This is a genomic window from Chromobacterium sp. INPA-IVC (assembly GCF_059047085.1).
The window spans coordinates 167,977-188,676 of record NZ_JBTNLS010000010.1; the positions used below are offsets into that span (position 1 = coordinate 167,977).

The window sequence follows — 20,700 nt, forward strand, 5'->3', positions numbered from 1 at the left end:
AGCCCTGAGGGGAGGGGCGGCCTACCATGGCCGGGGCATCGGCGCTGAGCCGGCGCCGTTCATTCATCTTCAGCAAGGGGCATGCATGAACCCATTCGCCAAACCGGACCGCGGCGCGCGGCCTGCCGACACCGCGGCCATGCCGCCGCTCCCCGACCGCTTCATCATGGGCTTCTGGCACAACTGGCCATCGTCCGCCGGCAACGGCTATCAGCGCGGCACGTCGGCCGACATCGCGCTGACTGACGTGCCGGAGGACTATGCCGTGGTGGCGGCGGCCTTCATGAAAGGCGCCGGCATTCCCACCTTCAAGCCCTGGAACCTGAGCGACGAGGCTTTCCGCGCCCAGGTGGACGCGCTGAACGAGCAGGGGCGGGCGGTGTTGGTCTCGCTGGGCGGAGCCGACGCGCACATCGAACTCAAGGCAGGCCAGGAAGATGCGCTGGCGGGCGAGATCGTCCGCCTGGTTGAGCTTTACGGCTTCGATGGGCTGGACATCGATCTGGAGCAGAGCGCGATCGCGGCGGGCGACAACCAGACGGTGATTCCGGCCGCGCTGAAGATGGTGAAGGACTACTACCTGGCCCAGGGCGGGCATTTCATCATCAGCATGGCGCCGGAGTTTCCGTATTTGAAGCCGGACGGACACTACGCGGCCTATATCGCGGCGCTGGACGGCTATTACGACTTCATCGCGCCGCAGTACTACAACCAGGGCGGCGACGGCGTGTGGGTGGACGAGTTGAACGCCTGGCTGTCGCAGGACGACGAGGCCAGAAAAGAGGACTTCCTCTATTACCTGACCGACAGCCTGATCCACGGCACGCGCGGCTATCTGCGCATCCCGGCCGACAAGTTCGCCATCGGCCTGCCGGCCAACGCCGATGCCGCCGCCACGGGCTTCGTCCGCGACCCGGACGCGGTGTTCAACGCCTTCCGCCGGCTGGAAGAAGCGGGCAACCCCATCCGCGGCCTGATGACCTGGTCGGTGAACTGGGACGATGGCCGCGACGTGGCCGGCCGCGGTTACGACTGGAGCTTCATCCGCGACTACGCGCCGCTGCTGGAGGGCGGAGCCGGGGGCGATCGTCCGCCGGCGCCCGGCAATCTGCGCGCCGGCGAGATCGGGCGGGATTTCGCCGCTCTGGCCTGGGACGCGCCGGCCGGCGGCGATTTTCCGATCGTGGAATACCGGGTGTACCGCGACGGGCTGCAAGTGGGTCTGACCACCTCTGCCGATTTCCGCGACGTCGGCCTGCGCCCAGGCGGCGATTATCTGTACCATGCGACCGCGCTGGACGACGCCGGCCGGGAATCCCTGCCGGGCAACGGCGTGCGGGTGCGCACCGACGGCGATGGCGAGCCGGATTATCCGGAATGGCAGAACGGCATCCAATACTTGGTGGGAGACGGCGCCGGCTATCAGGGAAAGCGTTACCGCTGCCTGCAGGCCCATGTGTCGAATCCCGGCTGGACGCCGGACGCGGCCATTACCTTGTGGCAGCAGGCCTAGCCTGATCGACGCGGGCAAGAAAACCGCCGCGGGATGCGGCGGTTTTTCATGCGGCCCAAGGTTTCCGGCTAGGCGGCGCAGGTTTCAGACCACGGTGATGGTCGACTGGGCCTTGAGCGGGCAGGGCAGGCTGTCGTCGAAGGTGATCTCGATCGCGCTGGCCACGAAGAAGCCGCCGATGTGTTGGGCGGCGATGTGCGGCGGGGTGCCGGGCTTGGTCAGATTCACGTCCTGGGCGAATACGAACACCCGCCAGATGCCGCGCACGTCCTGGTGTTGCTGCAGCAACAGCCGGTAGGCGCGCTCCAGGTCCAGGCTGCCGGCGTAGGTGCCATCGTTGGCGGCCGGATCGAAGCCCAGGCCGTCGTCGGTCAGCGGCGCGACGAAGTACAGCCCCTGCGGAGCTTCGAACAGGGCGAAGGAGTACAGGTCGCTGCCCTTGAACAGCGTGCCGTTCTGGCGCTGGAAGCTAGCCCTCACCCACAGGGGGGCGAACGCGTGGACCACGTCGGGCGTTTCCACTTTCACCGGGCCGGCGGCATGCACGTTGACCTGGGTTTCTGCCACCGAGTAGTGATAGGTCTTGCCGGTGGTGAAGCGCTCATAGGTCCAGGAAACATCGGTTTTGTAGGCTTTGCCCGCCACCGGCGCTTCCAGCATCTTCCATTTGGCCACCACCCGCTCGGCCACCGTGGTCTCGCCGGCCGCCGGCGGGGTGGCCGCCTGGCCGCGCCAGAACGGATCGGCCTCGTCCGAGCAGGCCACCGCGATCGCCCCGGAGGCGATGGCCGAGGCCACGCCGGCGACGGTGAATTCCGGCGCGCCGGACCCCGCGCCCTTCAACGAGCAGCAGTGGACGCTGGGGTCGGTCTCTTCCACCGAGCCGCCGACGCTGAAATTGGCCTTGCCCCCGCCGACCGCCGCCGCGATCACGGCCACCAGCGCGGCGATCACGGCGACGATGATGGCTAGCACCTTCCACCAGGGATCGGAGAAGGGCAGCTCGGCGTGGGTGCCGGCGTAGGCCGGGTTCGGCTTCCAGGCCATGGTCAGGCCGGTGGGCACCATCGGGCCGAAACGGGGCGGGCAGCGGCACTCCTTGCCGTTGTCCGTCGGTTCGCCCCAGGTCTTGCCCGGCGCGTGGCCTTGGATGTTGGAGATGGTCAGCGTGCCTTCTTCCACGGTGCAGGTATAGGTGTTGGTGGCGCTGTCGAAGCGGGTCTGCGATACGAAGATCTGCTGGATGGAGCGCTGGGCGGCGAAGCCGTCGGCGCGCGCGACGAAGCTCACCAGCGGCTTGCCCGGCGTCGCGTGCTGGAAGTCCGCGTCCCAGGCCAGCAGCACGGTGCCGCCCGCGGGGATGGTGGGGAAGGCGAAGGTGTGCGCGGTGGGCGCGATGCCGGGATCGCCGACGCTTTCCAGATAGACGGTGACATTGCTCAGCGGACTGGCCGAGGTATTGGTGAAATGCGCGGCGATGCGCAGCTGGTAGATCGCGTTGTCGAATATCCCGTCGGGCAGCATGATGCTGGTCACCGGCTCGATCGCGAACGGGCGCGTGAGCACCTGGAGCGGCGTGTTCATAGTCTGTTCTCCTTGCCTTGCGGGATCACCACGTAGCTGACGCCGCCCAATGGCTTGCCGGCGTCGTCGTGCTCGACGATGTGCAGCAGCTGGTAGTGGTCGGGATGCAGCTGGCCGGCCTGGATATCGAGGTATACCGGCACCGTTTCGCCGCGCGGCACGCTCACGGCCAGGCTGGGCGCTTTCTCGCCGTCGCTCTGGCCGCCGCAGCGCGGCTCCAGGCTCAGCCGGACCTGCACTTCGGGCTTGGGCGCGGGCCGCAGTTGCAGCCGGGCGAGTCCCAGCCGCTGCAGCTGGCGTTCGTCCAGCTCGCCGCCGAACTCGGCGGTCAGCCTCACCCGCCGCTCCTGCCGCGGCAGGCCATTGACGGCGATGCGCAGCATCGACGCCATCTTGCTGGCGTCCAGCACCGTCAGATTGCGCTGGGCGATCTGGTCGTGGGCCGGCGGGTCGAAGCTGTAGGAGGCCGGCAGCGGGTCGGGAATCGGATTGCTGTCGCCCGGGCCATGCGCGACGGCCAGCAGGCATTCGTGGCCGTCGTTGACGATCTGCACTGCCCAGGGCACCAGGCACAGCACGTCCTGGCCCATCGCTTCCTTCGGGTCCGCCGGCAGGTCGGCGTAGCCGGAGCCGATATAGGTGACCGCGCCGGCCGTCATTTGCCCGGCCGGATTGGCCCAATAGAAATCGACGCGGACGTTCTGCGCGTCCGCGTCGCCGATATTGTCCACATGGGCCCAGACATAGGCTTTCTGGCCGGAAACCGGCGTGCCGGGCGCGCCGTTGGGATCGTTGCCGGGCACGGCCCAGATGTCGGTGCTGAGCCACCAGTGCGGCGAACCGTCCCGTATCAGGATATGAGCTGACATGATTGTCCTTTCGCGCTCAAGAGATGGATGGAGACATCCCCTATGAAGTCGGCGCGCAAAGGAACGCGTCAGCCCATCACGGCATGGGCGGCGGCGTGGGTTGGCCGCCCGCTTATGGTGCGCCCGGCGTCTGCAGGCGCCGGTGCGGCCAGGAACAGGGGCGCGGGTGTTCCCCTTGCAGGTGGCGGTTAGTAATTTAGACCAGTTGTTTTTCGATGCAATTGGATTATGCGGTGGTAGTGGTTTCTGCTGAGGGAAAGACGCAACACTGCGGCGCTCAGGGTTGCCGGGCGGGTTGGCAAGAATCGGGTCGCCGCTGTGGCGGCGCTGTTCCAGACTTGGCGCGTGTTCTGAAAAACGCGGAGGAAAAATGGAACAGCTTGCGGGAAAAGTGGCGATTGTGACCGGCGCCAGCGCCGGCATCGGTTATGAGGCGGCCTGCCTGTTCGCGCGCGAAGGCGCGCGGGTGGTGGCGGTGGCGCGGCGGGCGCATGAGCTGGAGCGGCTGGCGGCGTCCATTCGGCGGGAGGGCGGGGAGATCGCCGTGGTGGCCGGCGACGCGCGCGAGGAGTCCACCGCGCGGCAGGCGGTGGAGGAGGCGGTCCGGCGCTTTGGTGGCCTGGACATCGCCTTCAACAACGTCGGCGCGGTGGGCGAGGCCGCGCCGGTCCACGAAATCACGCCCGAGGCTTGGCGTTTCGCGCTGGACACCAATCTGACCAGCGCCTTTCTGGCCGCGCGCCGCCAGATTCCGGCGATGCTGGCGCGGGGCGGCGGCTCCCTCATCTTCACGTCCACCTTTGTCGGGCATACCGCCGGCTTTCCCGGCATGGGCGCCTATGCCGCCGGCAAGGCCGGGCTGATCGGCCTGACCCAGGTGATCGCCGCCGAGTACGGCGCGCGCGGCATCCGCGCCAATGCGCTGTTGCCGGGCGGCACCGATACCGAGATGGGCCGCGCCGCCGCGCCCACGCCGGAGGCGCGCGGCTTCGTTGAGGGGCTGCATGCCTTGAAGCGGCTGGCGCGGCCGGAGGAAATCGCCCGCGCCGCGCTGTTCCTGGCATCCGACGCCGCCAGCTTCGTCACCGGCAGCGCGATGCTGGCGGACGGCGGGGTGTCGATTCAGCGGGGCTAGTCGCCAGGACGCCGCTTCACAGCCGGTAGCGGCGGACGGCTGCGTTCATCTCCAGCACCGCCTCGTCCAGCTGTTGGGCGGTGCTGGAGGTTTGTTGCGCGGCCGCGCTGGATTGCGTGGCCATTTGCGCGATCTTTTCCACTTGGTTGGCGATGCTGTTGCAGGCGTTGGCCTGCTCGCGGATGGCGTCGGCGATCTCGCCCACCATCTGCATGGCGGAGCCGGACGACTTGCCGATCTCGCTGATGGCCGCCATCGCCTCGTCGGCGCGAACCACGCCGGACGCCACCAGTTGCTGGGTTTCGCTCATGCGGGTGGTGGTCTGGCGAGAGGTGCTGGTGACGCCGCGGATGACTTGGTCAATTTCGCTGGTGAGAGTGGCGGTGCGTTCGGCCAGCTTCCTCACCTCGTCCGCCACTACGGCGAAGCCGCGGCCGGTTTCGCCCGCCCGCGCCGCCTCGATGGCGGCGTTCAGCGCCAGCAGATTGGTCTGGTCGGCGATGTCCTTGATGCTGCTGACCGAGTTGGCGATGCGGTCATTCTGCGTTTCCAGCTCGGTGAGGCTGGTGTTGGCGTGGCCGACGGTATCGGAGATGGAGCGGATCTCTTCCGCCGTTTTGGAGATCACCTGATGGCCGGTGCCGGCGTGGCGGCTGGCCTCTTCGCTTTGCTGGTTGCTCTGTTCCGCCCGGTCGCCCACATGGTTGATGCTGACGGTCAGCTGCTCCATGGTGGCGGCGATGGACGCCGAGGCCTGATTCTGTTGTTCCGCCGCGGTTTGCACATAGCTGGCGGAGCGTCCAAGGTCGGTGGCGTAGCTGGCCACCTTGTCGCAGTTGCGCGAAATGTCGTTCAGGCTGTGCCGGATGCGCTGCACCAACTGATTGAAGGCGGTCGCGGTGCTGCCAATTTCGTCTTTCGGATTGTGCACTTTGACCTGCAGGGTGAAATCCAGGCGCTCGCCTATTGCGTTCATCGTGTGGTTCAGGTCCTGCAGAGGCCGGGTGATGGACGAATAAGTGCGCAGGCCAAGAATGGCGAGCAGCAAGGTCAGCGCCGCGGTGGTGGCCAGCGTGATGGTGTGGGTGGCATCGATCAGCGCCTGGGAGCCAGCCACCTCCTGATCGACATGACGCTTGTTGTAATCGATATGAGCCTTTATCGCCTTTGTGAGCGCATTGCCGACAGGCGTCACCATGCTGGAGCGGATTTTGAGCGCCTCCTCCAGCTTATTGTTTTCCGCCGCCGCCAGCATCGGCTGCAAGGCGGCGTAATATTGGTCCAGCAAGCGGCCATCGTCATTGAAATGTCCGCGGTCCTCGTCGTCGTTGATTATTTTTTGATATTGGGTCAATGAGGCTTTCGCGCTCTGGTATGCGTCTGCCACCTTGCCCTGGGCGGCAGAACGGTCGGCGGCGCTGGTGGCGGTCAATTCCTGCAGGCCGGCCAGCCGCAGCGATGCGACCGCATTGCTGAACTGATCCAGCGTGATTAGGCTGGGATAGTCGTTTTGGGCGAAGTTGGTAGCGGTGGCGGCTAGCCTGGATTGGGTATACAGGCTATACGAGCTGATGCCGATTTGAGCCAGAATGGACAGCAGAATCAATAACAAAATTTTCCTGGAGACAGTCATGGCGATTACCTTCGTCAATAGGCTGGCAGAGATTTGAGTATTAGTGCGTATTTTTCTGCGTTCACCTGAAATAGAGTTAATAAATTAGTCGCGAATAATTAGGCTTTACAGTAAATCAGGTTTTGGTTCGATTGGCCCGCGAGGTGGCCATTAATTTATATCAAATAAATCATCAGACAATTAGGATGATTTTTATTCTGAATGAAAGTGGATCGCAATTTCGTTTGGGAGCGGGCTGCGCATTTAGCGCGTGATCGGCACGAAATCAAAAAAACAGCCTGAACAATACAGTTGGCGAGGGGGCGGTTTGAGAAGGCGCGAGGCGGAGCAGGCGGCTGTCGCGGGATGGGGGATTCATCCCGCGGACGGCGATTGAGAGTGGGGGCATGGGGTTCCGCCTGCGCGGACAGGAGGCGCCGGCACTGCCCGCGCAAGCTATGGGGCAAACCGGCGCCGCGCGGCTACAGGGTTTTACCCGCCGCTTTAATTGGGTCCGGGGCAAACCGTGCTTTGTCCGTTGAGGCCCTGCGTCCGAATGGCGAACGAGGCGACGCGATGGCTGCCGGAACCGTTGATGGTGATGACGTAGAGGCTGTCGTAGTCGGAGTCGGACCAGGATGGGATGTTGGCCGATTGCTTGAGGTTGGAGAAGATCTGCTTGGCCAGCGTGACGATCTTCTTGTGTTCCCAGGCAACGAATATGGTGGCCCCGGCGTAGTCCGAGCTCAGCAGCTTGGCGGCCAGGTCCGATGTCTGGGTGAAGCCGTAGCCGGTGTTGACCGGCATGCCCAGGCGGATGGCGGTGGGCTCTATCGTGGCCAGCGGGCGCACGTAGTAATAGCTGTTGCCCGAATCCGATACCTGGGTGGCGGGATCGGGCGCGAAGATCGCATCCGGCGCGCCGAAGGCGCTGGTCAGCACCTGCGGCAGCGCCAGCGCGCGATTCAGCCCCTGGCAGGTGATTTGTCCCAGCCCCTGGGCGGGTTTCTCGCCATGGCGGAGCAGCACGATGGTTTCGGTGGCGGCATGGGCCTGGGCGGACAGCAGCAGCGGCAGCGCGATCAGCGCCGGCCATTTGGCAAACGATGGCTTCATGTGGATTATCCCATTGTAAAATTGACGCCAGTCGGCGTGGAGCCGGGGCGCGTCAGTGCTTATAGCGGATCAATTTGACAATGGCATTTATTGGCGCGCGGAATCGAAACCGATTGCGAAGCGTGGGGGGACCGAAACCCGACAGGCGGAACGGCGCGGGACATGAGCGCCGCTTCGGGCGCCCAGGCCGGATTGTCAGGCCGGCACGTCGCTGCCGTAAACGATGAAGCCCTGATGCTCGGCCACCTGGTCGTACAGCGCGCGGGCGGTTTGATTGGTCTGGTGCGTTTGCCAGTAGAGGCGGTTGCAGCCGGCGGCTGCGGCCCGGTGCTTGACTGCGTCGATCAAGGCCCGCGCCACGCCTTGCCCTCTGGCTTCCGGCGCGGTGAACAAATCCTGCAGGTAGCACACATCCGCCAGGCGGGTGGTGCTGCGGTGGATGACGGTGTGGGCCAGGCCGACGATTGTTCCATCAAGCTCCGCTACCAGCGCGTCAACCGGCTCCCCGCCATCAAGAAAGCGCGCCCAGGTTTGCCGGGTGATCTCTTCCGGCAGCGCCGTTTTTCCGGCGCGTCCGTAAAACGCGTTATAGCCATCCCATAGTGGCCGCCAAGCGTCGTAGTCGTTCTGGTCGACGGGTCTGATGATCATGTTTGCTCAATCCGTGTTGTATTCATTTCTGCCAAGGGGGCGGTGCCGCCGGAGGCTAGGGATAGCATGCCAGCTCTCATCCAAAATGAATAGTTCGCGCTAGTTGTTCGCCAGGAAAACTGCGAGTGGGAAGGCGGGACGCGAGGGACTGGTTCCGGCCACTGTCTATGGCGGTGTCGCGCTTTATTCGACGATCGCATGGCCCGACGATGAGGCTTGGCATTGCTTGGCGTGGAGAAAAGGGGCGCGCGAAGCGGCTTGTCTCTTGACCCTCTAGCGGCTACAGGCATTTTCATGGCGCTACCCACATGAAAGAGAGACGGGCAATGAGCCATTTCGGAAAATTGTTTGGACGCCATCACCATCGCGAAGAACGCCATGAACACCATGGCGAGCGCTCGACTCAACGGCCCGCGCAGCCGCAGTTGCTCAGCTGTCCTGGCTGCCGGCAAGGAAATGACCCTGGCGCCCGGTTCTGCCAGCATTGCGGCGCTGGGTTGGTTCCGCGTCGTTGCGGATCATGCGGGCAGGAGGCTGCCGCCGCGGCGAAGTTCTGTTCCAACTGCGGGGCAGGATTGGGCTGAATTAGGAGCGTCGATAGGGATAGAGGGTTGATATTTATTTGATTTTCTAATAGGTATATTAACCAATTGAAGATGAGTATGGCCGCGCCTATGCTGGGCTTGTCATGATATAAGCATTGCCTGGCGTGAATTCCCTTGCCGCATGAAAGCGGCAAGCTCCGCCTGGTTGACTCGCTTTGGAGCGCCGCCATGTCCATTCTGTCCATCCATCCGTCGCATGAGCCGGTTGATCACGCGCCCATTCTTGAGCGCCTTCGCGCTTTTTTTGCCGGACGGCGGAAGCCGGATGCGGGCGTGGAAGCGCCGCCGCCGGCGCCTGACAGGCTGGATTTGGGGAGCCTCACCACGGATGAAGGCAGAGCGGCGGTCAGCGCGCTGCTGAAGGCGGGCCGGATCAACCGGGAGGAGAGCCGCAGCCTGAACTTGGCGATGGATATCCGGATACTCAACGTCCGCTATGGCGACCCGCTTCCCGAGCGTTTCGACCTGATGGCGGAAGCGCGCGGCGCGATAGAAAGCGCGAAAAACATGGGTTGCTGGAATCAGGCGCAGTCGTTGGCGCATAGCCTGGAGGTGATGCAGGCGTATCAGCGGGAACGCTGAATCGGCCTGAAGGTGCGCCATGCCGCATGGGCGCCGTCGCGCAAGACATGGGACTGCCGGGAGGCGGGCCTAGTGGTTGATTCTCACCGAAGCCGGGCACCGGCCATGGCTGGCCGTCGATAAGGCAATCCATGTGGCTGATCTGCGGCGCGGCTAGGCGGCATGCCTGCAGACGATACGTGGAAACCGCATATCTATGGCCTCTCCATTCCTTTCAGTTCTAAAGCATAGGTTGGAAAACTGTTTTCCGGTCTAGAGTGGCGGAGCTCGGTCATGGCCGTCGAGCCCTGAGCTGCCAGGTCGCATGCATGTTTTAACTCAAGGAGTGAATAATATGTCATCGCAATTTCATGGTTTGGCTATTGGAAACGGCAACAGCAATTATCTTCAGGTATTGGGACTCGCCAACATCACGGACACCGCTTATCTGACCGACTGGCAAGATTCCGGCGGCAACTGGCACGCGGGCTTCGCGCTGCCGGTTCCGTCCGATTATCCTAAAGGGCACTTCTTCCAGCTGATCACCGGCGTTGGCAACAGCAATTATCTGCAGGTGCTGGGCGCGGGCGAGGATGGCAATCCCTACCTGGTTTCGTGGCAGGACGGCAGCGGAAAATGGCACGGCGGCATGCCGCTTCCCAAGCCGAGCGGCTACAGCGGCGGCCCCCTGGTGACCGGGATAGGCAACAGCAATTACTTGCAGGTGATCGGCGCCAGAGTGGAATCCTCGCCGTATCTGGTGGCTTGGCAGGACAATGGCGGCAACTGGCATGCCGGCATGCCGCTGCCGAATCCCAGCGGTTACGCGGGCGGTTTCCAGCAACTGGCGACCGGCAACGGCAACGACCATTTCCTGCAAGTGGTGGGAGTGGGCAATGACGGCAACGCTTACCTGGTGACTTGGCAAAACGCCCAGGGCCAGTGGAGCCCGGGCTTCGCGCTGCCCAAGCCCAGCGGCTACAGTGGTACCTTCACGCAACTGGCCACCGGCGTCGGCAACAGCAATTTCCTGCAAGTGCTGGGCATCGGCACCGACGGCAACGCCTACCTGGTTGCTTGGCAGGACAACGGCGGCAACTGGCATCCCGGCTTCGCGCTGCCCAAACCCAGCGGCTACAACGGCACTTTCGCCAAGCTGGTCACCGGCATCGGCAACAGCAACAGCAACTACCTGCAAGTGTTCGGCATCGGCAGCAATGGCGTGGCCTACCTGGTTTCGTGGCAGGACAGCGGCGGAAACTGGCATGGCGGCCTGACGCTGCCGCAACCGTCCGGCTACAACGGAAGTTTCTCGCAACTGGCGACCGGCAATGGCAACAGCCATTTTCTGCAGGTAGTCGGCACCGACGCGCAGGGCAATGTCTACCTGGTGTCGTGGCAAGACTCCGAAGGCAAGTGGCACGCCGGTTTCGAGCTGCCCAGGGCATCGTGATGCCGTGATAAGTCGTGCGTTCAGGCTTGCGCAAGCAGGCTGAAATCCAAACCAGGCCCTCCGTGATCAGGAGGGCTTGTCTTTTGCCGCGGCATTGTGAGAGCAGGGCCCGGCGGCGGATAAGGACGTCTTGCTGATTGGCTTTCCACTGACGCCTGGAAAGCTTTGCCCGAGAAAAACAGCCAGACCGTAGAAGAGCGGGCTGGCTGCCGTTTTATGGCAAGGGATCGATTGCGCGCGGCTGGGAATGGCGAGCGTTTGGCCTCCCCATGCCCATATGGGATGAGACGCTTTAGTTTACATCGGGGCCATTAGGAATTTGGGCCAGGACGCGTGCGGGAATTTGAACTGCCGGCGCAAAGTGAAATTGCGCAAGCACCTCCGGAGAAGGGACATGCTGCTTGGTGCCATTGCTCAACAAATAGATATTGACGCCATCGCTGACGAGCAAAGCGCCGCTGGTGAGGGGAACGCCTAAGGGAGCGTTTTTGACGAGATAGTCATTCAACGTGGCGGGTGTCGAGCCAAATACGGAGTACAGGGTCGATGGGTCAGGAATCCAGACCAGCAAGCCATTGAGCATGATGTACTGTCGTCCAAAATCGGAGCCGGTGACCAGTTGTCCATCATATTGCGTCCAGTTTGTGTCTAGTCTTTTGATTTTATTTTTTGCAGCTAACGGCGCGGCTCCTGCCGCAGGAGCCAGGGCGATGGTCAATGCGCCTAGCAAGACTGTGCGTGAAATTAGCGCGGCGATGGATTTCAGCATGTGATGGTTTGCCATATTGGTACTCCCTGATGGTGTGATGGAGCGACTGTGGAGATGAGCCCAAGATGCAAGAAGCGGTCTTTTGTTTGAAGTCGGTGAGATTTAAGCCTGTCAAGTCAATTTAGGACGTTTGGATTTTTTGGCGCTGTACTAAAGGAGAGTGTTTTGGCTTGCGTCGGCAATGCAAGGCATGGCGAGTCTGTTGCGCAGGACCTGATTGAGAAAGCGGATGGAAGGGCCGTTGATGGCCTCCGCCGCTATCCAAAGGAGGCGTTGCGAATTGAGCAGATAGCCTGCAGGGCTCAGGCGCGAGCCATTGCCGCTGCTGTGGCCGGCGCCGGCCGGCAAAAACGGGCTGAGATTGACCGTGCAGGCTGAGACGCGCATCGATGGCGGCTCGCAACAAAACAGCCAGGCCGCATCGCCTGGCTGTTGATTCTTATCGCGCAGAGGCCGCCGCATCCATCGTGCTTGGAAGCGCTCTGGCAGCGGCTCTGAATGCTTGCCATGGCGTCAGCGGTATTACCGCAGCGGGCCGTGGAGCCGGTCCCATACCGGAATCTGGCCGTAGACCACCAGATTGCCATCGGCCTGCAAGGCCAGGAACGGGTTGGGTGTGCCGGCGGTATTGGATTGCCATACCGGGCGGCCATTGTTGTAGATCACGAAGTTGCCGTCCGTTTGCATCCAGACATCGGTGGCGCCGGAACCGGTGGTGCCGCTGGACCAGATCGCCTGGCTGCCGTTCTTGTACAGCACCAGATTGCCGTCGGTCTGGAAGACCAGGAAGTATTGGCCGAGCGTGTAGCTGTTGCCGGGGGCGATGTGCGCCGGCGGCCAGAACATGACCGACGGCAGGTTCTGCATGGTGGCCGGATCGCTGGTGTGGCTGTCCCAAACCGGCTTGAAGCGATAGAACACCAGATTGCCGTCGTCCTGCACATTGAGGAAGGAGCCAGCCCAGCCGGTATTGAGCTGCCATACCACGGCGCTGCCGGGGCGATAGAGCACGAAAACGCCATTGGGCTGCATCATGCCCTGAATAGCGCCGCTGCCGACGGTATTGGAGGCCCATAAGGGGCCGCTGGGGCCGTAGAACACCAGATTGCCGTCAGATTGAAGGGTGAGGAAATATTGCCCGTTGTCGGAGTAAACCCTTTGATTGAGAGCCAGGGTTTGGCCGGAGGTGATGGATTTCGCCTCGGCGGACAAGGAAAACAGTATCCAGCAGGCGGCAATTGCATACAGCAGTTTTTTCATCGCGCATTCCTTAATGGGTTAGTGATACGGGATGGGACAGCCTTTCCAGGATGACTATTTACCATTCATGTATTTATTTGTCATTAAATGCGGGCGCAAGTGGCTAGAGCGGGTGAACAGATTGCTGATTTTGCAACAGGATAGGCTAATCATTTAGACAAGCATGAAAAGGATTGTTGTTAAAGCGAATTGAAAACAGGTAGAAATTCTATTCCGTGTAGTTCATTGCGGATAATATCTAATGGCGTAGTATATTTTGCTGAACTATGGGTATGTGAATTAGCCAAGGCGATGTCAGAAATGAGAAGGAACTGAGCGGATATAGGCGCTTTCTGTTCCCATTTCAGAATGCATGGATTCAGGAGGCGTGAACAGACTATGGCTGGCGATGCGGATGCAAACCAGCCATAGGAAAAATAAGCTAAGCCTCTAGCCTTGCGCCGCGCCTTGTTTTTTGGGGAGCTGGGGATTCATGAAGTCCCAAGCCGCGGCGCTGGCCACGTGGAAATCCAGCTTGGGGGCGTAAAGCGAGGCTTCGTTCAGCGTGCCCGCCTTGATGCCCAGCATGCCGGGAAAACCGCCGAACTTGGCGAACAGCTGGGAGCCGCAGTTGGGACAGAAGCCTCTGCCGTGCGTATTGCCGCTGTCCGCCGTGGTCTCGAAATACTTTGCTGTTCCAGATACCGTCACTTCTTTTTCCGGGAACAGCATGGCTGGAATATAGGCGCTGCCCGAGCTGCGCTGGCAGTCCTTGCAGTGGCAGTTGCCGGCAAACAGGGGCTCGACATCGACTGAGTAATGGATTTCACCGCATAGGCACTGCCCGGTGTATTTGGATGTCACATTCATCTCCGTGTGGATTGAGCTGGTTTGATGCCGCAGCCAACGATGGTGGCAGGGGATGTGATACGGCAGACTATATCCACCTGGAATGCATGTGTGAAGCATGTTGACTGGGATGGCTGGGATGCCCGTACCGGCGCATGGACATGGCTCTGGCTGGCGGACGCCTCGCCAGCCACATTCCGATCAGGTCATGTTCAGCCGGGAATGGCGCCGTTCATTTGTAAAATGAGATCGGCTATTTACCGGCCGGCCCTGCGCTTGGCTGGCGTCGATAGCGTCCCGGGCTTTGCCCGACAATCCGCTTGAATGCGGAATGGAACGCGGCTTCCGAGCCATAGCCTGTGCTCTCGGCGACGGCTGCGATGCTTTGCCCCGCCTCCAGCGCGGCCTTGGCTTTGGCCATGCGCCAATGGGTCAGGTAGTCGATGGGCGTCATGCCTACCCGAGTGCGAAAACGCTCGGAAAACGCTGTGCGCGACATCGCCACCGCCGCGGCGAGTTCATCCACTTTCCAGTGCCGGGCCACGTCCGCATGCATCAGGCCCAGCGCCTTGCCTATCCTGGGATCGGCCAGCGCGCCCAGCCAGCCGGGCGCATGCGCGCCGGATGCCAGGTGCGCGCGCAGCACTTGCACCAGCACCAGATTGGCCAGGCTGGACGCGGCAACCGATGCGCCGGGGCGGGAGGTTTCCGTTTCCAAGCGCAGCAGATCCAAGGTGGCGTGCAGCGCCGGCGCGGTTTCCGACGCGGCCGGAATATGGATCAGCGGCGGCAGCGATTGCAGCAGGAGACAGCTGGCGTGCGAGTCGAAAACGAAACGGCCACCCGCCGCGCTGACCCTTTCGCCGCCCTGGCCATAGCGCACGATGCCGTCCTCGCAACGATTCGCAGCGAGCACCGCGCGGCCATCGGCAGGCGCGAGCGAGGGATCGCTGCCGGTGCAATAGGCCTGCCCTTGGGTCAGCAGGTAGAAATCGCCCTGGTTCAGCCTGAGCGGCGGAGCGCCGTCCTCGAACCACAGCCAGAAAGCGCCAGCCAGCACGCCGCCGAATTTCATGTGCTGATAAGCGGAAAACCGCAGCGACCACGCGCCATGCGCCTCGAACCGCGCCGACAGCACGCTTTCAACTTTTAGCAGGTGGAAGACATCGGAGAGCGGGTCCATATGAATTTGTACGATCAATAAATAATTTAGCTGAATTGATTATAGATTGAACGGGATGGGCAGGCGAACATGCATGCTTCTGGATACGAGACAAGGAGAGCATCATGTCGGCCATCAAAGACAAGGTCATGGTGATTACCGGCGCGAGCAGCGGAATCGGCGCGGCAACTGCGTTGTTGTTGGCGGAGCGCGGAGCGAAAGTGGTGCTGGGCGCGCGCGGCGAATATCGCCTCCGCCAGCTGGCCGAGCGGATCGAGCAAGCGGGCGGGCGCTGCGCATGGGCATGTGCGGACGTCAGGCGGCGGCAGGACCTGTCCCAGCTGGTGCAACTGGCATGCGCGCGCTACGGCAAGCTGGATGTATTGATCAACAATGCCGGCGTCGGTCCCATCTCTCCGCTGGATGAATTGCGCATCGACGATTGGGATGACATGGTGGACGTGAACATCAAAGGCGTGCTGTACGGCATTCATGCGGCGCTGCCGGTGTTTCGCGCGCAAGGCTTCGGCCACTTCATCAACACCGCCTCCACCGCTGCGCATCGCATCCTGCCGAATATGGCGGTGTATGCGGCAAGCAAGGCCGCCGTGCGCGCGATCTCCGAAGGCTTGAGGCAGGAGGCGGGCGACAAGCTGCGGGTGACGGTGATTTCACCGGGTTTCACGCGGACCAATTTCGCAGAGTCCATGACCAACCAGGCCGTCAAAGCGCAGATCACCGCCAGCATGGAGGCATTCGCGATGCCGCCGGAAGCGGTGGCGCGGGCGATTGCGTTTGCCATCGAGCAGCCGGCGGATGTCGACGTGGGTGAAATCATCATCCGCCCCACCGCGCAGGGGTAGGTGCAGAAGCGTAGGGTGCAATACCCGGCTTGAAACGATTGGATGCGGCCATCTTCCAGCCGGGCATTGCGCCGCAGTCGAGGTCCAATCAAAGCAACAGCGGTTTGTATGGAGTCCGCTGCGCGGACGATGATTGAGTGCCGGTTCCACCCGGCGGACGGGCCAGGGGCTGGGCGGCCAGCCCCTTGGCGATCCCAGGCCGCCCCTCTGCACGCGAAATCCCGGTAAAAAAGCGTCGGGCGAGGAGCCGCCGGAACTCGCCGCGCGCTACCGTCGCGCGGCGTCGAACAACCGGCGTCTTAAAGCCTCGCCCAACGCTTTTTTACCGGCGCGCGCCGAAGGGGAAAAGGGCGCGTCGTAATCGTTTTAATGATCGTATAGCTGGCAGCAGCCGTAGGGTGCAATACCCGGCTGAAGCGATTGGATGCTGCCATCTTCCTGCCGGGCATTGCACCGCCTTGGCATTCCACGAAATCAAAAACAGCCTGCCGCTGGGAAGCAGACAGGCTGTAGTTTTTTATGGAGCGGGGCTTACAAAACGCGGGTGAGCAGCGACAGCGACTCCCCCATGCGTTTGTCCAGCGGTGTCAGCAACTCGGTGATGCGGCTTGAAGGCAGGCGGACATCGTCTCCCAGGCAAGCGAGCAGTTCGATGACTGACTGCAAACCCAACTGGCCGTGGACGAGGTGGCAGATGGATTCCACCACCGCCTGTTCGATGTCCTGGCACAAATGTGCCACGCGCGCGGCCGGCTCCCGTATCTGGGCTTGATCCTTGCTGGCCAACTGTTCCTGCAAGGCGGCAAAGGCTTCGTGCAGCCGGGTCATGGCTAGCAGGCTGGGCGGATGGGTGGGGACTTGATTGTGCAGCAGCCAACGGCTGCGGGTGGGATGATGGTTGTTCAGGGAAAACGCGAGATGCGATGAACTGCGGGTGATGCTAGGCATGGCAAAACCCTCATTTTGATTGCGTGTTGTCGTGGTCGGGTGGACAACGCTCTGGATGTGGTCAAGGCAGAGCGGCAGCGGCAAAGCGCCGTAGATCACGGAATGGGAATTTTCTGCATAAGCACCTCCATGTGTGGCCGTCAAAGCAGCTCATAGCACATAATGAGTGTCATGAAGATATCAATAACAATCAAAAAGTCACTTATAGTTAACATTTTGCAAATCATACCGCGTGGCTTGAGCGCTAGCAAGCGCTGATGCTATCGGGGTATGGAAAACACAACGAAACCCTTAACCGCCCGTGCGGTTTTCGCCCGCAACCTGCGGATTGCCAGACGCCTGCATGATGTGTCGCAGGAGGCGTTGGCCTTGCAGGCGGGGATGAGCAGAACCTATGTTTCGGAGATTGAGCGCGGCGAGCGCAATGTCTCCATCGACAACATGGGGGCATTGGCCGACGCACTGGGCGTGGCGTTGAGAGACTTGGTGGACCCGGAGATGTTTGGCGGCTTGTTGGACAAAGCGAGCAAGTAGTAGGACGGTTTACCCGTTATGTGTTCTTTGGAATCCGCTGAGCGGATGATGATTGGGATTGCCGGGTTGCCCGGTGGCAGGGAGGGGATGTTTGCCTGCTTTATGACCTCACTCGGTATCCCGGCCACCCTGCAAGCTTAGTCTGCGGCTACCCGCCGGTTCCCGTCAGGCCCGAGGCGCGGCTGTACTCGTCCCGCGCTACCGTCGCGGGACTCAAACATGCAGCCGCTTAAAACCTCAGGCCTGCCACCTGGCGGCAGGCTTGAAGGGATTGGGGCGCGTCGCAAACGTATTCGCGTTTTGCGAGCAATGAATAGCGCATGGGTGCGGTCAGTCGGTAACTTGAACCGAACCGACTTGCCCCTATCTCATCAGTGCAAGCTGCTTTGGAAAAGGCTTCGGAGGCGGGGTTTCGCAGTGCTGTTGGGGCACCTTTTCTTTCGTCCATTTCTTTTGGCGAAGCAAAAGAAATGGACCCGTCCTGCCGGGCGGAACCGGCACTTAAACATTTTTCCGCGGAGCGGACACAAAACCAATTCATATTGCGCGGTAAACGTTGGGCATCACGTGGCTCGGCCGAACCTACGGACGATGGTTAGTTCAAGGTTTTAGCATTGGTGTCTAGAGGTGCTGGGTCAAGTTCGAAGTAGATGTAGCTTGGTTTGCGTTTGAGCCCTTCCGCTGGAGACGTGTATATTAATCGTTGGTTTTCCATATCAAATGTTATACCCTCAACCAAGCATGCCTCGGCAACGCGTGGGTTGTACTCGTACAGCCAGACAAAATTCTTTTTCGTCCATGCTAGTATGGCCTTTTGAAGCGAAAGGCAGTCCTTGTTGTTGTTACCTCGTCTGATAGTGAGCCCCATCACGTTCAGGCAGAAGCCGAGAATCTTTGCACCTTTGAAATTAGGGAGGCGCTTCATGTCGGTTATTTCATCGTACAGTAGTCGCCGTACTTTGAACTTCACCACCTTGCCGGCAGGGCCATCCAGCTGATTGAAGTTGAACAGCTCCCCCCATAACGAGTTGTGCTGAATTGTCCAACATTCCCCGCGCGGTGATCTGACTGCTGAAGCGTGGCAGATAACCTCAAAGATCATGCTGGCTATGTGATCGTAAAAAGTTTCACGGGGATGGCCGTGCTTCTCCCTCACACGAATACGAATGTGGTCGGGAACCCCATTCTCGTCTAGAATCTTGACTGCGTTTTTGATGAATTCGACAACGACACGAAGGCGGTGAAACGAATCGGAATCCCAAATGTTGGTGAGCTCGTTTAATGTGTAAAGATCGGAGGCTGCATTTTCGATGTGGCTCTTGGCACGATACAGTACAAATGAATGGCCTTCATACCCTTCTTTGATGTAGCTACCGAAGGTTATCAATACCACCTTGCAGTAAGCCTCCCACTGTTCGGCATCCCATTTACTCTTTCCGTATATGTTGGCGTCAAGCAGAGTCCCAATTGTTTCGACCATTTTATAGTTAGCGAATATTGCCTGGCTAAGAGGCTTGTGATGGCCGATCAGGCCTGATTTGTAGCCATCGGATTCGTGATAGAGGAAAGAGTCTTTGTTTGCCAGCGCCTCATTGACGATATTCTTGGCGAAAGTCCCTATTTGGATACCATACTTGTTCGTATCTGCCATTGCTTGGAATACAGCCAGCACGGTACCCGGCGATGACTCGACGATTGCACGACACAGCCTCTTATCTGCGATAAGCAGAAGCAGGTCATTGGCGTACCCCTCCACCTTGCGGAGCGCTTCCTTTTCGTCCTTTTGCCGAAGTAAATCATTCTGCAGAAGGCCCTTGTCGGGGGCGTAGCGGACGAGTGCTCTAACTGAATGTGCAAGTTCGTCTGCGATGACTGGTAGCTCTGCTGAAGATCCCTTGAGAATGAATCGGTATAGGGCTAGTGCGAAGCGCTCAGCGTTGCGTGGACCGTATGTAGGTGGTCGAATGAACGCAAACCACACCCAGGTTAGGAAGGTTAGTAGGAACAGCCCACCCAAGATTGCTTGCCACGACGAAGGGGTCAGGAGGTTACCTTTGGGTACTAGCCACTGTTCTGCACGCCAGAGGTCTGTAAGCAAGGTCAGTATTCCGAGAGCAGCGACTACTGAGAATGTCAAACCTTGTAGTGGAATGGGGGCTGTTCTGATTCGAAACCGGTAGCGGACATCAGCAGTTGTCCAAACTAAAACCACGAGGGCCAGTCCCGCGATAAATTCCGAGAAACCAAAAAATTTCTGCCCATTGCTATCTAGAGCGATAAAGCAAACGCCCCATATGCACTGCCCAACCGCCATGTGATTTTCCTTTTGAGCCTAATCAATCTTCGGGGCTATTAAAAAAACTACATACGAACCGTTCTGGTTTTGCAGAGGACAGTTGATTTAAGTTGGACTATTTCGGCTTCTATTTACATAAAAAGCCGCCCACCTTGCAGTGAGCGGCTTTTTTTTTAGCCCAATGTAAGCTTGCTAAAGCTTACTCCGGAGGCATATGCGGGGGCAAGATCACATCCCGGATAGACGGCGCATCCGTCAACAGCATCACCAAACGGTCGATGCCGATGCCGCAACCACCAGTCGGCGGCAGGCCGTATTCCATCGCGCGGATGTAGTCGGCGTCGTAGTGCATCGCCTCGTCGTCGCCGGCGTCCTTCTGGGCGACTTGCGTCTGGAAGCGCGCGGCCTGGTCTTCCGGATCGTTCAGCTCGGAGTAGCCGTTGGCGTGCTCGCGGCCGACGATGAACAGCTGGAAACACTCGGTCAGGCCCGGCTGGGTGTCGGAGCCGCGCGCCAGCGGGGAGGCCCTCACCGGGGGGCGATGATGAAGGACGGTCTTGGCGGAATCGGCTGCGAAGGCGGCATCCGCGCCTTGGCGCGCAGCGGCCGCAGAGCCAGCAAAACGGGCGGGAATTTGCTACTTTTCTAGTGCAGGGACGGTTTGAAATATCAAGCAAACAGGCGGTCGCCGCCGGTTGCGCGCAAGCCGGAGCCGCGATGGAAACTCCGCGAATAGCTTAGGCAGGCGAGATTATGGCAAGCCAGACAGATCCCCAGAAAACCCCGCCTTCCGGAACTGGCCAAGCATCCGATTCCAGCCAGCCGCTGACGTTGTCCGACTTTTTTCAGGTTCGGGCCGATGGACTTTTCGTCGCGCCGGGCATCTTGGCCACAGAGGGACGCTGCCGCCAAGCGATAGACCAGCTGTTTGCGGCCGGCTT

At 60.8% G+C, this 20,700-nt stretch carries 19 protein-coding genes and 1 pseudogene; 7 read left to right on the top strand and 13 right to left on the bottom strand.

What is annotated here, in order from left to right; all coding sequences use genetic code 11:
* Positions 1-85: 85 nt before the first annotated feature.
* The gene (locus tag ACX17K_RS19570) at positions 86-1,513 is read left to right on the top strand and encodes a carbohydrate-binding protein (RefSeq protein ID WP_493776078.1); all 1,428 of its coding nucleotides are present in this window, start codon (positions 86-88) and stop codon (positions 1,511-1,513) included.
* 84 nt (positions 1,514-1,597) lie between these two features.
* Here the strand turns inward: ACX17K_RS19570 and ACX17K_RS19575 are convergent, their stop codons facing one another.
* Both ACX17K_RS19575 and ACX17K_RS19580 read right to left on the bottom strand, forming a co-directional pair.
* Positions 1,598-3,097, bottom strand: coding sequence for a choice-of-anchor X domain-containing protein (locus ACX17K_RS19575; RefSeq protein WP_493776079.1), 1,500 nt, complete (start codon positions 3,095-3,097; stop codon positions 1,598-1,600).
* A complete protein-coding gene (locus ACX17K_RS19580) occupies positions 3,094-3,966 on the bottom strand; it encodes a hypothetical protein (protein ID WP_493776080.1) in 873 nt (290 codons plus the stop codon). Before ACX17K_RS19580 ends, ACX17K_RS19575 begins: the two co-directional genes overlap by 4 nt.
* 370 nt (positions 3,967-4,336) lie before the next feature.
* Between ACX17K_RS19580 and ACX17K_RS19585 the strand changes: the two genes are divergently transcribed.
* A complete protein-coding gene (locus ACX17K_RS19585; RefSeq protein ID WP_493776081.1) occupies positions 4,337-5,101 on the top strand; it encodes an SDR family oxidoreductase in 765 nt (254 codons plus the stop codon).
* Between the two features lie 16 nt (positions 5,102-5,117).
* On the opposite strand, the gene ACX17K_RS19590 is transcribed toward ACX17K_RS19585, so the two are convergent.
* The 3 genes from ACX17K_RS19590 to ACX17K_RS19600 all read right to left on the bottom strand — a co-directional run bounded on the left by ACX17K_RS19590 (position 5,118) and on the right by ACX17K_RS19600 (position 8,480).
* Positions 5,118-6,734, bottom strand: a complete 1,617-nt coding sequence (locus ACX17K_RS19590; RefSeq protein ID WP_493776082.1) for a methyl-accepting chemotaxis protein — start codon at positions 6,732-6,734, stop codon at positions 5,118-5,120.
* 483 nt (positions 6,735-7,217) lie between these two features.
* Positions 7,218-7,829, bottom strand: coding sequence for a hypothetical protein (locus tag ACX17K_RS19595; protein WP_493776083.1), 612 nt, complete (start codon positions 7,827-7,829; stop codon positions 7,218-7,220).
* A gap of 195 nt (positions 7,830-8,024) precedes the next feature.
* Complete coding sequence (locus tag ACX17K_RS19600; protein WP_493776084.1) at positions 8,025-8,480, bottom strand: GNAT family N-acetyltransferase; 456 nt, start codon at positions 8,478-8,480, stop codon at positions 8,025-8,027.
* Positions 8,481-8,806: 326 nt separating this feature from the next.
* On the opposite strand from ACX17K_RS19600, the gene ACX17K_RS19605 reads away from it, so the two are divergent.
* The 3 genes from ACX17K_RS19605 to ACX17K_RS19615 all read left to right on the top strand — a co-directional run bounded on the left by ACX17K_RS19605 (position 8,807) and on the right by ACX17K_RS19615 (position 11,099).
* Positions 8,807-9,064: a double zinc ribbon domain-containing protein gene (locus ACX17K_RS19605; RefSeq protein ID WP_493776085.1), complete on the top strand. Its 258-nt coding sequence runs from the start codon at positions 8,807-8,809 to the stop codon at positions 9,062-9,064.
* A 189-nt stretch (positions 9,065-9,253) separates the two neighbouring features.
* The gene (locus ACX17K_RS19610) at positions 9,254-9,667 is read left to right on the top strand and encodes a hypothetical protein (protein ID WP_493776086.1); all 414 of its coding nucleotides are present in this window, start codon (positions 9,254-9,256) and stop codon (positions 9,665-9,667) included.
* A 334-nt stretch (positions 9,668-10,001) separates the two neighbouring features.
* Positions 10,002-11,099 carry a CV39L family lectin gene (locus ACX17K_RS19615; protein WP_493776087.1) on the top strand — a complete coding sequence of 366 codons (1,098 nt, stop codon included), beginning with the start codon at positions 10,002-10,004 and terminating at the stop codon, positions 11,097-11,099.
* A gap of 292 nt (positions 11,100-11,391) precedes the next feature.
* On the opposite strand, the gene ACX17K_RS19620 is transcribed toward ACX17K_RS19615, so the two are convergent.
* The 5 genes from ACX17K_RS19620 to ACX17K_RS19640 form a co-directional block, all read right to left on the bottom strand.
* The gene (locus tag ACX17K_RS19620) at positions 11,392-11,868 is read right to left on the bottom strand and encodes a hypothetical protein (RefSeq protein WP_493776088.1); all 477 of its coding nucleotides are present in this window, start codon (positions 11,866-11,868) and stop codon (positions 11,392-11,394) included.
* Between the two features lie 150 nt (positions 11,869-12,018).
* Entirely contained in the window at positions 12,019-12,330 is a 312-nt protein-coding gene (locus ACX17K_RS19625) for a hypothetical protein (protein WP_493776089.1), read from the bottom strand.
* Between the two features lie 60 nt (positions 12,331-12,390).
* Positions 12,391-13,128, bottom strand: a complete 738-nt coding sequence (locus tag ACX17K_RS19630; protein ID WP_493776090.1) for a hypothetical protein — start codon at positions 13,126-13,128, stop codon at positions 12,391-12,393.
* A 429-nt stretch (positions 13,129-13,557) separates the two neighbouring features.
* Positions 13,558-13,971 carry a GFA family protein gene (locus ACX17K_RS19635; RefSeq protein WP_493776091.1) on the bottom strand — a complete coding sequence of 138 codons (414 nt, stop codon included), beginning with the start codon at positions 13,969-13,971 and terminating at the stop codon, positions 13,558-13,560.
* A gap of 238 nt (positions 13,972-14,209) precedes the next feature.
* Complete coding sequence (locus ACX17K_RS19640) at positions 14,210-15,139, bottom strand: AraC family transcriptional regulator (protein WP_493776092.1); 930 nt, start codon at positions 15,137-15,139, stop codon at positions 14,210-14,212.
* Positions 15,140-15,243: 104 nt separating this feature from the next.
* Between ACX17K_RS19640 and ACX17K_RS19645 the strand changes: the two genes are divergently transcribed.
* Positions 15,244-15,981 (top strand): SDR family oxidoreductase, encoded by a 738-nt coding sequence (locus tag ACX17K_RS19645; protein WP_493776093.1) that lies wholly within the window; start codon positions 15,244-15,246, stop codon positions 15,979-15,981.
* A gap of 531 nt (positions 15,982-16,512) precedes the next feature.
* Here the strand turns inward: ACX17K_RS19645 and ACX17K_RS19650 are convergent.
* Positions 16,513-16,929: a DUF1484 domain-containing protein gene (locus ACX17K_RS19650; protein WP_493776094.1), complete on the bottom strand. Its 417-nt coding sequence runs from the start codon at positions 16,927-16,929 to the stop codon at positions 16,513-16,515.
* 270 nt (positions 16,930-17,199) lie between these two features.
* On the opposite strand from ACX17K_RS19650, the gene ACX17K_RS19655 reads away from it, so the two are divergent.
* Positions 17,200-17,463, top strand: coding sequence for a helix-turn-helix domain-containing protein (locus tag ACX17K_RS19655; RefSeq protein WP_046155361.1), 264 nt, complete (start codon positions 17,200-17,202; stop codon positions 17,461-17,463).
* Between the two features lie 595 nt (positions 17,464-18,058).
* On the opposite strand, the gene ACX17K_RS19660 is transcribed toward ACX17K_RS19655, so the two are convergent.
* Together ACX17K_RS19660 and ACX17K_RS19665 are read right to left on the bottom strand one after the other, a co-directional pair.
* A complete protein-coding gene (locus ACX17K_RS19660; RefSeq protein WP_493776095.1) occupies positions 18,059-19,777 on the bottom strand; it encodes a hypothetical protein in 1,719 nt (572 codons plus the stop codon).
* A 181-nt stretch (positions 19,778-19,958) separates the two neighbouring features.
* Positions 19,959-20,294, bottom strand: a pseudogene (locus ACX17K_RS19665) (amino acid--tRNA ligase-related protein); the annotation flags it as partial.
* Between the last annotated feature and the right edge of the window lie 406 nt (positions 20,295-20,700).